Origin of the sequence: Pseudomonas sp. W2Aug9 (assembly GCF_023127755.1) — a bacterium.
GTDB lineage: Bacteria > Pseudomonadota > Gammaproteobacteria > Pseudomonadales > Pseudomonadaceae > Aquipseudomonas > Aquipseudomonas synxantha_A.
In genome coordinates, this window is the sequence record NZ_SPKL01000010.1 from 475,150 (window position 1) to 489,426 (window position 14,277).

Here is a 14,277-nt window from a genome sequence, read left to right on the forward strand (position 1 = left end):
TCAGGTGCGATGCAATCAAGGGGCAGTGGCTTACTTCTGCATGATTGCAGCTGGGCGCATGCCTTCCTTACGCAGTTCTTCAACAGCCTTCTGGGAATCCTTCACAGCCTGTTGAGCCTTGGCAGCCTGTGCTTTACGCTCGGCGACGCGGGCGTCCCATTCGGCTTGTTCAGCCAGCTGACGAGCTTTCTCGTAGTTCTTGTCGTGCATCGCGATTTCAGCTTCTTTGAGCTTGTCCTGAGCCGACTTCATTTCCACGGCTGCAAACTCGGTACCGCCAGCGCTCACGGCGCTGTTAACGGCCGATTGGGTCACGGCGTACTGCTCGGTTGGAGGGTTGCCGGCGCAGCCTGCCAGAACGAAGCTGGTGCCGATTGCCAGCGCGGCCAATTTGAGCCCGCGCAGGTGGTTAAACGAGGATTTGGCGGTGCTGGTGTTCATCGTCTTCAACTCCATTGGATAACTCCTGAAAAACATCAAAATCCATCGTGGCGTATCGGTTGCGGGCCCGGCGGTAAAGCTCATGAGGCCAGTTCAAACGACCGTTCCACAAGTGATGGCTACTGGCTGTGACCTGAGGCTTTTTTCAAAAGTTCAGCGGATATGGCGAATTGCCTGAAAAAATATCTGACTGAGTGGTCAGTGTTCAAAAGATGGAACTTTCGCAGCCCGCAACGGTACTCCGAGCCTGTAAAAAGCCCGGAATACCTGGGTTAGATTGACGTCAATAAAATGTTTTTCAGTGTTTCTGTTCGTCAGCGCTGGCGGACAAATCATGCAAATAGCGGCGCGACAATGTCAGAAACCTGGGTGTGAGACCCACGTCTTCATACAGCGGGTCCCCCTCTTCATCGGTGGCAATCACTTGGTCGCCCTTGATATAGGGAAAGCTTTCTTCCAGCTCTTCAAGGGCGGCGCCGATCAGCTCGCCGAGCAGTTCTTCGACGTGGCGCTTGGGGTACATCTCGGCAATGGCGGCCAGCCTTGCGGCAGATTCCACATCCAGATGAATCGCGTACTCAGTCTTGGTCAGGCGACCCTTGGCGGTTTCTTCCCAATGCTGGGCCAGTTCTCGAATTTTCATGGCTACCTCAATAAGCCTGCGTTGGCAGGCGGTGATGAGTGACCAGCCGCCTGCGTGAATAACGCGACGGCTCATGCTTGAGACTAGCTTTAAGCCACAAGGTTTAAAGTCGTTTGCGTTCGGCCTTGTCAGAAACCGACGCCGACGGCACTCTGGAACACCTGCGCGTCCCGGATTTCTGGCTGGAGATTGGCTGATGAGTGATATCGATGCACGCTTGCGTGAGGATGTTCACCTGCTGGGTGAACTGTTGGGCAACACCATTCGAGAGCAGTACGGCGATGACTTTCTCGACAAGATCGAGCAAATCCGCAAAGGCGCCAAGGCTGACCGCCGCGGCGCCGTCTCGGACAAGGCGGCCGGCGACGAACTGAGTGCCAGCTTGAATCAGTTGCAAGAGGACGAGTTGCTGCCTGTTGCCCGGGCCTTTAACCAGTTCCTCAACCTGGCCAACATTGCCGAACAATATCAACTGATTCATCGGCGCGATGAATCGCAACCAGCGCCTTTTGAGTCCCGGGTGTTGCCGGAGTTGCTGGCGCGCCTGAAAAGCGAAGGGCACAGCCATGAATCCCTGGCCCGGCAGTTGGCACGGTTGGAGATCGAGCTGGTGCTCACCGCCCACCCCACCGAAGTGGCTCGCCGTACCCTGATCCAGAAATACGATGCCATCGCCGCGCAACTGGCCCTCCAGGACCACCGTGACCTCACCAGCGCCGAACGCGAGCAGATCCGCGAACGCTTGCAACGGCTGATCGCCGAAGCCTGGCACACCGAAGAAATTCGCCGCATCCGGCCCACCCCGGTGGACGAAGCCAAGTGGGGCTTTGCGGTGATCGAACATTCGCTGTGGCACGCCATTCCCAATTACCTGCGCAAGGCTGACCAGGCCCTGCACGCTGCTACCGGTTTGCGCCTGCCCCTGGAGGCTGCGCCGATTCGCTTTGCCTCGTGGATGGGCGGCGATCGTGACGGCAACCCCAATGTCACCGCGCCGGTTACCCGCGAGGTGCTGTTGTTGGCGCGCTGGATGGCAGCGGATTTGTACTTGCGCGACATCGATCAGCTGGCCTCCGAGCTGTCGATGCAACAGGCCAGCCCGGCGTTGCAAGCCAAGGTCGGCGACAGCGTCGAACCCTATCGCGCCTTGCTCAAGCAACTGCGCGAACGCCTGCGTGCCACGCGCCAGTGGGCTCACGCTTCGTTGACGGCCAGCACCCCGGCGCCTGCCGAAGTGTTGCAGAACAACCGCGACCTGCTGGACCCGCTGGAGTTGTGCTACCAGTCCCTGCATGAATGCGGTATGGGCGTGATCGCCGATGGGCCGCTGCTCGACTGCTTGCGCCGTGCGGTGACCTTCGGGCTGTTCCTGGTGCGCCTGGATGTGCGTCAGGACTCCAGCCGTCACTCGGCGGCCATGACTGAAATCACTGACTACCTGGGCCTTGGGCGTTATGAGGATTGGGACGAAGACGCACGCATCAGCTTCCTGACCCAGGAACTGGCCAGTCGTCGGCCGTTGCTGCCGGGGTATTTCAAAGCGTCGGCAGACACCGCCGAGGTGCTCAATACCTGCAAGGAAATCGCCGCCGCACCGGCTGCCTCATTGGGCTCGTATGTTATCTCCATGGCGGGTGCCGCCTCGGATGTGCTGGCGGTGCAGTTGCTGTTGAAAGAGTCGGGCGTACAACGACCGATGCGTGTGGTGCCGTTGTTCGAAACGCTGGCTGACCTGGATAACGCCGGGCCGGTGATGGAGCGGCTGTTGCAACTGCCGGGTTATCGCGCGCGGTTGCAGGGGCCTCAGGAAGTGATGATCGGCTACTCCGACTCGGCCAAGGACGCAGGCACTACCGCCGCCGCCTGGGCGCAATACCGGGCGCAGGAGCGTCTGGTCGATATCTGCCGCGAACAGCAGGTGGAACTGCTGTTGTTCCATGGTCGTGGTGGCACCGTTGGTCGTGGCGGCGGCCCGGCCCACGCGGCGATCCTGTCGCAGCCACCGGGCTCGGTGGCAGGGCGTTTCCGCACCACGGAACAAGGCGAGATGATCCGCTTCAAATTCGGCCTGCCGGATATCGCCGAGCAGAACCTCAACCTCTACCTGGCCGCCGTGCTGGAAGCGACACTGCTGCCGCCGCCACCACCGGAGCCTGCCTGGCGTCACTTGATGGACGAATTGGCGGCAGACGGTGTCAGCGCTTACCGCGCCGTGGTGCGGGAAAATCCGCAGTTCGTCGAGTATTTTCGCCAGTCCACGCCGGAGCAGGAGTTGGGCCGTTTGCCCCTGGGCAGCCGCCCGGCCAAGCGTCGCGCAGGTGGGATTGAAAGCTTGCGCGCGATCCCGTGGATCTTCGGCTGGACCCAGACGCGCCTGATGCTGCCTGCCTGGCTCGGCTGGGAGGCGGCATTGAGCAAGGCGCTGGAGCGGGGGGAAGGTGAGTTGCTGGCGCAGATGCGTGAACAGTGGCCGTTTTTCCGCACGCGCATCGACATGCTGGAAATGGTGCTGGCCAAGGCCGATGCCGATATCGCCCGTCTTTATGATGAGCGCCTGGTGCAGCCAGACCTGCTGCCATTGGGTGCGCATTTACGCGACCTATTGTCGCAGGCCTGTAATGTGGTGCTTGGCTTGACCGGCCAGTCGCAGTTGCTGGCCCATAGCCCTGACACCTTGGAGTTCATCCGCCTGCGCAACACCTACCTCGACCCGTTGCACCTGTTGCAGGCCGAGTTGCTGGCGCGGTCCCGTCGGCAAGAGGCGGCGCAAGACAGCCCTCTGGAACAGGCGCTGCTGGTGTCCGTGGCCGGTATTGCCGCCGGTTTGCGCAACACCGGTTGAGGTTTCTTGCGTGTTCTCAACGGCTTGCGGATCAACCACGACGACCGTCCTGAAAAGGGCGGTCGTTGTTTGAGGAGGCGGGTTGCGCTCAGGCACACCCTGTCGCTGACGTATGCCGGGTGCGGGTTTCTCCTACTTTTGGCGGCTTGTATGGTGAGGGCCCGCTGTGTATCTTGATCAGCCTTTGGCCGTTTGATCGGCCTGGAACCATATTTTTACGAGATTGGCCCCACGCGGCGAATCCGAGCGTCATCTCTATAAAAAATTGAGGAGCACATCGATGCGCGTCATTCTGCTGGGAGCTCCCGGGGCCGGTAAAGGTACTCAGGCAAAGTTCATCACTGAAAAATTCGGCATTCCACAAATCTCCACCGGCGACATGCTGCGTGCTGCTGTCAAAGCCGGCACCGAGCTGGGCCTGATCGCCAAGAGCGTGATGGACAGCGGCGGCCTGGTCTCCGATGATCTGATCATCAACCTGGTCAAGGAACGCATCAGCCAGGAAGATTGCAAGAACGGCTTCCTGTTCGACGGTTTCCCTCGCACCATTCCCCAGGCTGAAGCCTTGGTGAAGGCGGGTGTTGAGTTGGATGCGGTGGTTGAAATCGCCGTAGAAGACGAAGAAATCGTCCAGCGTATTGCCGGTCGTCGCGTTCACGAAGGCTCGGGCCGCGTTTACCACATCGTCTACAACCCGCCAAAAGTGGCGGGCAAGGACGATGTCACCGGTGAAGACCTGGTGCAGCGTAAAGACGACACCGAAGAAACCGTGCGTCATCGCCTGTCGGTCTATCACTCCCAGACCAAGCCACTGGTGGACTTCTACCAGAAGTTGTCCGCGGCCCAAGGCAAGCCGAAGTACAGCCATATCCCTGGCGTGGGTTCGGTAGAAGCCATTACCGCCAAGGTGATGCAAGCACTGAGCTGATCCCGCCATCAGCTTTGCGTACAACGGCCCGCTTGCGGGCCGTTGTTGTTTATACTGGCGCACTTTTTCCCGATTTGGACACCCACACCGATGAGCACCCTGCTGGCCCTGGACACCGCGACTGAAGCTTGCTCCGTTGCCTTGCTGCACGATGGCAAGGTAACGAGCCACTACGAGGTGATCCCGCGCCTGCACGCGCAGAAGTTGCTGCCGATGATCAAGCAGTTGCTCGAAGACGCCGGTATCACCCTGGCTGCCGTGGATGCCATCGCCTTTGGTCGCGGCCCCGGTGCCTTTACTGGTGTGCGCATTGCCATTGGCGTGGTGCAGGGCCTGGCGTTTGCGTTGGAGCGCCCGGTGTTACCGGTGTCCAACCTTGCCGTGCTGGCCCAGCGCGCACTGCGTGAACGCGGCGCCACGCAAGTGGCCGCGGCGATTGATGCGCGGATGGATGAAGTCTATTGGGGCTGCTACCGCGAAACTGCCGGTGAAATGCGTCTGGTGGGCGTGGAGGCAGTGCAGCCGCCAGAAGCGGCAGGGTTGCCGGCTGATGCCAGCGGTGAGTGGTTCGGTGCCGGCACCGGCTGGGGTTATGGCGAACGCATCGACGTGCATTTGGTAGGGCAGGACGCTGCGATGTTGCCCCATGCCGAAGATCTGCTGGCGTTGGCACGTTTTGCATTCGAACGCGGTGAGGCGGTCCCGGCGGATCAAGCGGCACCGGTTTACCTGCGCGATAAAGTGGCGCAGACAAAGGCCGAGCGCGGAATTATTTGACGCCAAAAATGTGGGCATTCGGTGGCAAATTTCGCCAATCGTCAGAATTTGCCGCGGTTTTTAAACCTTTTACAAATTATGTGTTCTAGTTATCACCAGAGCATTTGCGCACTACGGAAAGTGCCGCTAAATTGCCATCATTGATACCGAGTCTGCATGTATGCGTATAGACGGCTTCTCCTCACAGTCCTACCCTCTCAAGCGTAAGCCACGCAAGGCGAACGTGACGGTAGACGAGTCCGTAGAGGATTCGCCGGACTTCATTGAAGTCCACGCTGATTCGCCCTCCAGCGCCAAGGGGGCCGGGAGCGCACGTATCAGCGGCGTTCCTGCCCGCCAGCAAGACATGGTCTTCCCCCGCTCCATGAGCAAAAGCGTTGCCACCGCCCTGGCCAGTTACCTGACCACCGCCGGCTTTGTCGAATGGGATATGGAAGTGCTGGGTCTCGACATTCATATCTGATGGGTTTGCCTTATTACATTGGTTGCCCGTCCTGGAGTGAAAACGCCTGGCGTGAGTACCTGTACCCGGTGGAGGCGCGTTCCAGCGATTACCTCGGGCTCTATTCTCAAGTCTTCAATGCGGTTGAAGGCAATACCACGTTTTATGCTCGACCTTCGGCCGCTACCGTGCAGCGCTGGGCCGAGATCATGCCGGCTGACTTTCGCTTCACCGCCAAATTCCCAGGGGATATCAGCCATGCGGGTGACTTGCGTGAGCAATTGCCCGCGGCAGAGAGTTTTGTCAGTTTGATGAGCCCTTTGGGTGAGCGCGTTTCACCGCTGTGGCTGCAGCTCTCAAAAGCGTTTACCCCGCAGCGCCTGGCCGAACTGGCCGGTTTCCTCGATGGCATTGATCGTCCATTGGCCGTGGAAGTCCGGCACGAGCAGTTCTTCGCCAAGGGAGACGCCGAGCGTATGCTCAACCGCCTGTTGCGCGATCGTGGCGTCGAGCGCATCTGCCTCGACCCTCGCGCCCTGTTCAGTTGTACGTCAACCTCGGCGGCAGTGCTGCACGCCCAATCCAAAAAGCCCAAGGTGCCACCGCGACCGGCGGCGCTGACCCAGTTTCCCCAGGTGCGCTTCATCGGGCATCCGGAGCTGGAGGCCAATGACCCGTTCCTGATCCCATGGGTGGAAAAGATCGCCAGTTGGATCGAAGAGGGACGCACGCCGTACATATTCCTGCACACCTCGGACAACCGCCTCGCGGCACAACTGGCGTTGCGCTTTCATGCACAGCTGATGGCGCGCCTGCCCGGCCTGCCGCCGCTGCCCACCCTGCATCGAGAGCCCGTTGCGCAGCAACTGGGGTTACTCTAGGGGGCGTTCTCAATTAGTTTCCCCGGCGGGGAAACTAATTGAGAACGCCCCCTAGACATCCGATTTTTCAAGGATTGAGCCGTGGGTTCGATAAAAGTGCTGGGCCTGCTGTTGCTGCTGGCGGGCGCTTTCGCGCTGGGCGTCTGGCGTGGCTGGGTGCCGATGCCGGCTGAGTGGAACCCCTGGGCACCCCTGGATGTGCGCGCCAGTCCCAACCTGCTCACGCGCTACAAGCTCAGCCGTTTGCAGGATGATCCGGCGCTGTGTGACCAAGTCTTGAAAACCTCCGGCCTGCGGGTCAGCCGTCAGGCGGATACCGCTGCCGATGCGGCGTGCCCGTTGCGCAATGTCCTGCGTGTGCAGGGCGCTGAGGTGGCTCTGAGCAGCAGCTTTCTGGCCAGTTGCCCCCTGGCTGTGGCGTTCGCGTTGTTCGAGCGTCACAGCCTGCAACCGGCGGCCCAGGCAGTGTTCGGCCAGGCGGTGAGTCGGGTCGAGCATTTGGGCAGCTTTGCCTGCCGTAATGTTTACAACCGTGCCGACGGGCGCCTGAGCCAACATGCCTCGGCCAATGCCTTGGATATCTCCGGTTTTCGTCTGGCGGACGGGCGCAGCATCAGCGTGTTGAAGGATTGGCCGGGGGAGGGCGACAGTGCGCGTTTCCTGCGCTTGGTGCGCGATGGTGCCTGTGATGATTTCAACGTGGTGCTGAGCCCGGATTACAACGCTGCTCACCGCAACCATTTTCACCTGGATATGGGGCGATGGTGGGTGTGTCGCTGAGGCTTAAGCGGCCAGGCGCAGGTTGTGGGTCACCAGTGGGCGCGCCCAGTAGTAGTCGAAATCCAGCGCCTTCTGTTGCGCCATCAATTCTTCTTCGGGGTATGGCTCGGCAGCCGGTGGCAACAGGTCCAGTTCGAACTCGGCAATCGGCAAGTGCAGTGTGCGTGGCTCGGGGGCCGGGCCGGGCTCTGGTAGTGGTTGGCCGGCGTTCAGCACAATCGGGCGGACCCAACCGCTGTCGAAGTCCTGCTGGCGCTGCTGGGCGACGAGTTCTTCTTCCGGGAAGGGTATCGGCGCCGGTGGCAGCAACTCGGTTTCGAATTCGGCAATCGGCAGGAACAGCGGCTCAGGCGGGGCGATCTCGGTGTCTTTCACGTCACACTCACGCTGGGTGAGGATCTGCGAGAGCATGTCGGCGCCTTCGCCGGGTTCGACCGAAGGGTCGGCAGGTGCAGGCGCCTTGGCGGCCAGTGCCTGCGGCGTTTCACCGAGCTGTTCGGCCAGCGCCCGGGCGAAGAAGTCCTGCCACACATGACTCACCCCGGCCAGCGCTTGAGTATTGCGCAGGCCGTAGTGGTTGTGGGTCGGCAGTACACCGATGGTTAGGGGAAGAATGTCTGACATTTTTCTCGGTCGACGCTCAGCTCTGGCAAAATACCTGACTGCTGTTTTTATCGGCCGCTGTTTGCCGATCCTTAATATTTTTGAGCGTAGCGATTGATGAACGAACAACCAGCGGCCAGCCGCATCCAGGTCGAGGCGTTGGCCGACAGTTTCCAGGCCTGCGCCGAGCAGTGGGCTTCGCTGCTGGGCTTGCCTTTACAGGTGGCGGATGCGGATTTTTCCCTGCAAGTGGGCGAGCAGGGCCTGCAATTGCAGCAGCTTGGGCCCGATGCGCCGGGGCCGGTGCGGGTCGACTTTGTCGAAGGCGGCGCGGCACATCGGCGTTTATATGGCGGTGGCAGTGGGCAAATGATCGCCAAGGCCGTGGGCATCGCCCAAGGCGTACGGCCCAAGGTGCTGGACGCCACGGCCGGGTTGGGCAAGGACGCGTTCGTATTGGCCAGCCTGGGGTGCGAGATGAGCCTGATCGAACGCCAGCCGTTGATCGGTGCCTTGCTCGAAGACGGCCTGGCACGCGCTGCGCAGGATTTTGAAGTGGCACCGATTGTGGCGCGCATGAAGCTGCTCAAGGGCAACTCCATCGATGTGATGCTCAATTGGGAGGGCGAGCCGCCCCAGGTGATCTACCTGGACCCGATGTTTCCACACCGTGAGAAAACCGCCCTGGTGAAGAAGGAAATGCGCCTGTTTCGACCGTTGGTGGGCGATGATCCGGATGCACCGGCCTTGCTCGCTGCCGCCCTGGCTTTGGCCAGCCACCGTGTGGTGGTCAAGCGCCCGCGCAAGGCGCCGTGCATTGACGGGCCCAAGCCGAGTCATGCGTTGGATGGCAAGTCCAGCCGCTACGATATTTATCCCAAGAAAGCGCTCAAGCCATAAGCTGCAAGCAACAGCACTCATATTCGTGATGCTGCGAGATCCAAATGTGGGAGGGGGCTTGCTCCCGATGGTTACGGTCGGTTGCTGCACCCTACGCTGTTGTCGAGACCGGGCTGCGATAGGCCCGCATAAACAACTTCACCACGTCCTGCACATGTTCTTCTGCCTCTTCTGCGCTCAGTTGCCCGCCGCAGCCGTACAACAGGCGAAAGTTCGCCGTGCCCTTGAGCAGGCAAAAGAAGTGCTCCGCCGCTTTGAAGGGGTTGTCGATGTGTAAGGCACCGCTCTGGTCGATCTTGCCGAGCAGGCGCTCCATGCCTTGCAACATGCGCATGGGGCCGGCTTCGAAGAAGATCCGCGAGAGCTTCACGTCCTGATTGCCGGTGGTCATCATCAGGCGATGCAGGTTCACCGACTCCTCGCTGTTGATCAGCCGATGAAAGCCCCGTGCGATGTTCAGCAATACCGTCTCTACGGGCATGCCTGTGGGGAGTTCGAAATACATCACCGGCAATTGCTCTTCACATTTGGCCACTACCGCCGCGGTGAACAACGTCTCTTTATCGGTGAAGTGGCTGTAGACGGTGAGTTTCGAGACGCCCGCCGCAAGCGCGACGGCATCCATGCTGGTGTTCGCGTAGCCATTGCCCAGGAACAGGGATTTCGCGGCTTCGAGGATTGCCTGGCGTTTTGCCATGTCCTTGGGACGCCCGGGGCTGGCGGTGTTCACAGGATTGTCGGACATTTTCACCTTTAATACTGGACTGGCGAGTTTGGTATTAATAACATACCGGCCAGTATAATTATTCCAAGCTCCATTTGCGAAAGGTCCTTCAGCATGCGCAGCGCGTTCCTGCCCCTTGCTTTGCCTGTCAGCCTGGTCTTTTTATTGGCCGCCTGCGGCCATGAAGAAGCGACCCAGGCCACCGTCCGCCCCGCCATGGTGGTGCAGCCGCAGCCCTCGGCACAGGCAATGGACAGCTACCCCGGTGAAGTTCGTGCCCGTTATGAGCCGGACCTGGCCTTTCGCATCGGCGGCAAAGTCAGCAAGCGGCTGGTGGAAGAGGGCGAGCGGGTCAAGGCCAACCAGCCACTGGCTGAACTTGACCCCCAGGATGTGCGCCTGCAACTGGAAGCCAGTCGTGCCCAAGTGGCCGGCGCTGAGGCCAATCTGAACCTGGTGCGCGCTGAGCGCGATCGCTACAAGACCCTGATGGACCGTCAGATGGTCAGCCGCTCGCAGTACGACAACGCCGAAAACCTCTACCGAGCAGGTGAAGCGCGCCTGAAGCAGATCAAGGCCGAGTTCGACGTGTCGAGCAACCAGGCCGGATATGCCGTGCTGCGCGCGCCCCAGGACGGCGTGGTCGCCAAGCGTGCTGTCGAAGTCGGCCAAGTGGTCTCGGCGGGGCAGACCGTGTTCACCCTGGCCACCGATGGTGAGCGCGAAGTGCTGATCAGCCTGCCCGAGCAAGGCTTCGGCCGCTTCAAGGTCGGCCAGCCGGTGTCGGTAGAGTTGTGGAGCCAGCCCGAACAGCGCTTCGCCGGACGCATCCGTGAACTGTCACCCGCAGCCGACCCGAAATCCCGCACCTTCGCCGCCCGTGTAGCCTTCACCGGCGGTAAAGTCCCTGCCGAACTGGGCCAGAGCGCGCGCGTATTCATACAAACCGACGGCGTCATTGCGCTCTCGGTACCGCTGTCTGCCCTCAGCGCAGAGAACGGCGCGTCCTTCGTCTGGCGGGTAAAGCCGGACAACACCCTTGAGCGTACGACGGTGCGCATTGGTGCGTTCGGTGAAAAAAATGTGCCGGTGCTCGAAGGCTTGGCTCCCACCGACTGGGTGGTTGCCGCAGGCGTGCATGTGCTGCATGAGGGCCAGCAAGTGCGCCCTGTGGATCGCTCCAACCGTGTCGTGAATCTGGCGGCCAAGGAGTAATCCCGATGGGTTTCAATCTTTCCGAATGGGCGCTGCGTAATCGCCAGATCGTACTGTTTTTGATGATCCTGCTGGCCGTGGTCGGCACCTTGTCCTACACCAAGCTGGGGCAAAGCGAGGACCCGCCCTTTACCTTCAAGGCCATGGTGATCAAGACCAACTGGCCCGGCGCCACGGCCCAGGAGGTGTCGCGCCAAGTTACCGAACGCATCGAGAAAAAATTGATGGAGACCGGTGAGTACGAGCGCATTGTGTCTTTCTCGCGCCCTGGCGAATCCCAGGTCACTTTCATCGCCCGCGACTCGATGCGTTCGGCGCAAATTCCTGAGTTGTGGTACCAGGTGCGCAAGAAAATCAGCGACATCCGCCAAGCCTTGCCACCGGATATCCAGGGGCCATTTTTCAACGACGAGTTCGGCACCACCTTCGGCAATATCTACGCCCTGACCGGCGATGGTTTTGACTATGCCGTGCTCAAGGATTACGCCGACCGCATCCAGATTCAGCTGCAACGGGTGCCGGACGTGGGCAAGGTCGAGTTGCTTGGCCTGCAGGACGAGAAGATCTGGATCGAACTGTCCAACCTCAAGCTTGCCACCCTGGGTTTGCCGTTGGCCGCAGTACAGCAGGCGTTGCAGGAACAAAATGCCGTATCGACCGCCGGCTTTTTTGAAACCCCGAGCGAGCGTGTGCAGTTGCGCGTGTCGGGCAACTTCAAAACCGTGGAGCAGATTCGCGACTTCCCGATTCGAGTGGGCGATCGCACCTTTCGTATCGGAGACGTGGCCGATATCCATCGGGGCTTCAACGACCCACCGGCACCGCGCATGCGTTATATGGGCGCGGACGCCATCGGCCTGGCCGTGGCCATGCGCGACGGTGGGGATATTCTGGTACTGGGCAAAGCTCTTGAGAGTGAATTCGCACGCCTGCAAAAGAACCTTCCTGCGGGCATGGAGCTGCGCAAGGTGTCCGACCAACCGGCAGCGGTGAAGACCAGCGTCGGCGAATTCGTCCAGGTGCTCGCCGAGGCATTGGCCATTGTATTGCTGGTGAGTTTTTTCTCCCTCGGTGTGCGCACCGGCATGGTGGTCGCCCTGGCGATCCCGCTGGTACTGGCGATGACATTTGCCTGCATGTATTACCTGGGCATCGGCCTGCACAAGATTTCCCTTGGCGCTCTGGTGCTGGCCCTGGGTTTGCTGGTGGATGACGCGATCATCGCTGTGGAAATGATGGCGATCAAAATGGAGCAGGGCTACGACCGGCTCAAGGCTGCGAGCTTCGCCTGGACCAGCACAGCATTCCCCATGCTCACCGGTACCTTGATCACGGCGGCGGGCTTTTTGCCGATTGCCACTGCGCAGTCGAGCACCGGTGAATACACTCGCTCGATCTTCCAAGTGGTGACCATTGCCTTATTGGCCTCCTGGGTGGCTGCCGTGGTCTTTGTACCGTATCTCGGGGAAAAGCTGCTGCCGGACCTGGCGAAAATTCACGCGGCCAAGCACGGCACCGACGGCCCGGATCCCTACGGCACGCCTTTCTACCAGCGTGTAAGACGTTTGGTGGAGTGGTGTATACGTCGGCGCAAGACGGTCATCGTGTTGACCCTGCTGTTGTTTATCGGCTCGGTCGCGTTGTTCCGCTTTGTACCGCAGCAGTTCTTCCCTGCTTCCGGGCGCCTGGAACTGATGGTCGACCTGAAACTGGCCGAAGGCGCCTCCCTGAGCAACACCGCCGAGCAGGTCAAGCGTCTGGAGGTATTGCTCAAGGCGCACGCGGGTATCGAAAACTATGTGGCCTACGTGGGCACCGGCTCGCCGCGGTTCTACCTGCCGCTGGACCAGCAACTGCCGGCCGCCAGCTTCGCGCAGTTCGTGGTGTTGGCCAACACCATCGAGGAGCGTGAAAGCCTGCGCACCTGGCTGATTGAAACGCTCAACGAGCAGTTCCCCGAGCTGCGCTCGCGGGTCACTCGTCTGGAGAATGGCCCGCCCGTGGGCTATCCGGTGCAGTTTCGCGTGACCGGCGAACACATCGAAGAGGTCCGCGCCCTGGCCCGCAAAGTGGCGGCCAAGGTGCGCGAAAACACCCACGTGGTTAACGTGCATCTGGACTGGGAAGAGCCGAGCAAAATTGTGTATCTGAATATCGACCAGGACCGGGCGCGCGCCCTTGGCGTGAGTACTGCCAACCTGTCGAAATTCCTGCAGAGTTCCCTGACCGGTTCCAGCGTCAGCCAATACCGGGAGGACAACGAATTGATCGAGATCCTCCTGCGCGGTACCGTCCACGAACGCACCGAGTTGTCGCTGCTGCCGAGCCTTGCCGTACCCACTGACAATGGTAAAAGCGTGGCGCTGTCGCAGATCGCCACCCTCGAATACGGTTTCGAAGAAGGCATCATCTGGCACCGCAACCGCCTGCCGACCGTGACCGTGCGTGCCGATATCTACGGCAAGGAACAACCGGCGACCTTGGTGCAGCAGATCCTGCCGACGCTCACAGGTGTGCGTGCCGAACTGCCGGACGGTTACCTGTTGGAAGTGGGTGGCACCGTCGAAGACTCTGCTCGCGGGCAAAACTCGGTGAAGGCCGGCGTGCCGCTGTTCATCGTGGTGGTGCTGACTTTGCTGATGCTGCAATTGCGCAGTTTCTCACGCACGGCGATGGTTTTTCTGACTGCCCCCCTCGGCCTGATCGGTGTGACCTTGTTCCTGCTGGTATTCCGCCAACCCTTTGGCTTCGTCGCCATGCTTGGCACGATCGCGTTGTCGGGAATGATCATGCGTAACTCGGTCATTCTGGTGGACCAGATCGAGCAGGACATCAAGGCCGGACTGGCGCCGTGGCAGGCGATTATCGAAGCGACCGTGCGACGCTTTCGTCCGATTGTGCTGACGGCCCTGGCGGCGGTGCTGGCGATGATCCCACTGTCGCGCAGCGTGTTTTTCGGGCCCATGGCTGTGGCGATCATGGGCGGGTTGATTGTGGCGACGGCGTTGACGCTGTTGTTTTTGCCGGCGTTGTACGCGGCGTGGTTCAGAGTCAGGAAGGAGGTAGCGTAGCGAGGTGTTTGCTGTTTCCCGTACATGTGT

Annotated in this window: 13 protein-coding genes; 9 read left to right on the forward strand and 4 right to left on the reverse strand. The window is 60.6% G+C overall.

Going from position 1 to position 14,277, the window contains the following annotated elements; translation table 11 throughout:
* Positions 1–30 precede the first annotated feature (30 nt).
* Entirely contained in the window at positions 31–456 is a 426-nt protein-coding gene (locus E3O56_RS09025) for a DUF4398 domain-containing protein (protein WP_005785519.1), read from the reverse strand.
* A 283-nt stretch (positions 457–739) separates the two neighbouring features.
* On the reverse strand, positions 740–1,084 hold the full coding sequence (locus tag E3O56_RS09030) for a hypothetical protein (RefSeq protein WP_005785520.1): 345 nt from the start codon (positions 1,082–1,084) through the stop codon (positions 740–742).
* Between the two features lie 196 nt (positions 1,085–1,280).
* Here E3O56_RS09030 and ppc point away from each other — a divergent pair, with 196 nt between their 5' ends.
* The 6 genes from ppc (at position 1,281) to E3O56_RS09060 (ending at position 7,734) form a co-directional block, all read left to right on the forward strand.
* On the forward strand, positions 1,281–3,926 hold the full coding sequence (ppc, locus tag E3O56_RS09035) for a phosphoenolpyruvate carboxylase (RefSeq protein WP_216090825.1): 2,646 nt from the start codon (positions 1,281–1,283) through the stop codon (positions 3,924–3,926).
* 280 nt (positions 3,927–4,206) lie between these two features.
* Positions 4,207–4,854, forward strand: a complete 648-nt coding sequence (adk, locus tag E3O56_RS09040; RefSeq protein ID WP_005785523.1) for an adenylate kinase — start codon at positions 4,207–4,209, stop codon at positions 4,852–4,854.
* A 90-nt stretch (positions 4,855–4,944) separates the two neighbouring features.
* Positions 4,945–5,631, forward strand: coding sequence for a tRNA (adenosine(37)-N6)-threonylcarbamoyltransferase complex dimerization subunit type 1 TsaB (gene tsaB, locus E3O56_RS09045; RefSeq protein ID WP_216090826.1), 687 nt, complete (start codon positions 4,945–4,947; stop codon positions 5,629–5,631).
* A gap of 160 nt (positions 5,632–5,791) precedes the next feature.
* On the forward strand, positions 5,792–6,094 hold the full coding sequence (locus E3O56_RS09050) for a hypothetical protein (protein WP_032877477.1): 303 nt from the start codon (positions 5,792–5,794) through the stop codon (positions 6,092–6,094).
* Positions 6,094–6,954, forward strand: coding sequence for a DUF72 domain-containing protein (locus tag E3O56_RS09055; protein WP_216090827.1), 861 nt, complete (start codon positions 6,094–6,096; stop codon positions 6,952–6,954). The genes E3O56_RS09050 and E3O56_RS09055 overlap by 1 nt, the downstream gene beginning before the upstream one ends.
* 81 nt (positions 6,955–7,035) lie before the next feature.
* Positions 7,036–7,734: an extensin family protein gene (locus E3O56_RS09060; RefSeq protein WP_032877475.1), complete on the forward strand. Its 699-nt coding sequence runs from the start codon at positions 7,036–7,038 to the stop codon at positions 7,732–7,734.
* 3 nt (positions 7,735–7,737) lie between these two features.
* On the opposite strand, the gene E3O56_RS09065 is transcribed toward E3O56_RS09060, so the two are convergent.
* On the reverse strand, positions 7,738–8,358 hold the full coding sequence (locus E3O56_RS09065; protein WP_032877474.1) for a hypothetical protein: 621 nt from the start codon (positions 8,356–8,358) through the stop codon (positions 7,738–7,740).
* Between the two features lie 96 nt (positions 8,359–8,454).
* Here E3O56_RS09065 and E3O56_RS09070 point away from each other — a divergent pair, with 96 nt between their 5' ends.
* Positions 8,455–9,237, forward strand: coding sequence for a class I SAM-dependent methyltransferase (locus tag E3O56_RS09070; protein ID WP_032877472.1), 783 nt, complete (start codon positions 8,455–8,457; stop codon positions 9,235–9,237).
* A gap of 91 nt (positions 9,238–9,328) precedes the next feature.
* Here the strand turns inward: E3O56_RS09070 and E3O56_RS09075 are convergent, their stop codons facing one another.
* A complete protein-coding gene (locus E3O56_RS09075) occupies positions 9,329–9,982 on the reverse strand; it encodes a TetR/AcrR family transcriptional regulator (RefSeq protein ID WP_078820459.1) in 654 nt (217 codons plus the stop codon).
* Between the two features lie 93 nt (positions 9,983–10,075).
* Between E3O56_RS09075 and E3O56_RS09080 the strand changes: the two genes are divergently transcribed.
* Both E3O56_RS09080 and E3O56_RS09085 read left to right on the forward strand, forming a co-directional pair.
* On the forward strand, positions 10,076–11,176 hold the full coding sequence (locus tag E3O56_RS09080; RefSeq protein WP_032877470.1) for an efflux RND transporter periplasmic adaptor subunit: 1,101 nt from the start codon (positions 10,076–10,078) through the stop codon (positions 11,174–11,176).
* A 5-nt stretch (positions 11,177–11,181) separates the two neighbouring features.
* The gene (locus E3O56_RS09085) at positions 11,182–14,247 is read left to right on the forward strand and encodes an efflux RND transporter permease subunit (RefSeq protein ID WP_248128110.1); all 3,066 of its coding nucleotides are present in this window, start codon (positions 11,182–11,184) and stop codon (positions 14,245–14,247) included.
* Positions 14,248–14,277: the final 30 nt, after the last annotated feature.

Coding starts and splice junctions, on each gene's coding strand:
- adk (WP_005785523.1), top strand. CDS start 4,207: ATGCGCGTCATTCTGCTGGGAGCTCCCGGGGCCGGTAAAGGTACTCAG.
- E3O56_RS09065 (WP_032877474.1), bottom strand. CDS start 8,358: ATGTCAGACATTCTTCCCCTAACCATCGGTGTACTGCCGACCCACAAC.
- ppc (WP_216090825.1), top strand. CDS start 1,281: ATGAGTGATATCGATGCACGCTTGCGTGAGGATGTTCACCTGCTGGGT.
- E3O56_RS09085 (WP_248128110.1), top strand. CDS start 11,182: ATGGGTTTCAATCTTTCCGAATGGGCGCTGCGTAATCGCCAGATCGTA.
- E3O56_RS09055 (WP_216090827.1), top strand. CDS start 6,094: ATGGGTTTGCCTTATTACATTGGTTGCCCGTCCTGGAGTGAAAACGCC.
- E3O56_RS09080 (WP_032877470.1), top strand. CDS start 10,076: ATGCGCAGCGCGTTCCTGCCCCTTGCTTTGCCTGTCAGCCTGGTCTTT.
- tsaB (WP_216090826.1), top strand. CDS start 4,945: ATGAGCACCCTGCTGGCCCTGGACACCGCGACTGAAGCTTGCTCCGTT.
- E3O56_RS09030 (WP_005785520.1), bottom strand. CDS start 1,084: ATGAAAATTCGAGAACTGGCCCAGCATTGGGAAGAAACCGCCAAGGGT.
- E3O56_RS09075 (WP_078820459.1), bottom strand. CDS start 9,982: ATGTCCGACAATCCTGTGAACACCGCCAGCCCCGGGCGTCCCAAGGAC.
- E3O56_RS09025 (WP_005785519.1), bottom strand. CDS start 456: ATGGAGTTGAAGACGATGAACACCAGCACCGCCAAATCCTCGTTTAAC.
- E3O56_RS09050 (WP_032877477.1), top strand. CDS start 5,792: ATGCGTATAGACGGCTTCTCCTCACAGTCCTACCCTCTCAAGCGTAAG.
- E3O56_RS09070 (WP_032877472.1), top strand. CDS start 8,455: ATGAACGAACAACCAGCGGCCAGCCGCATCCAGGTCGAGGCGTTGGCC.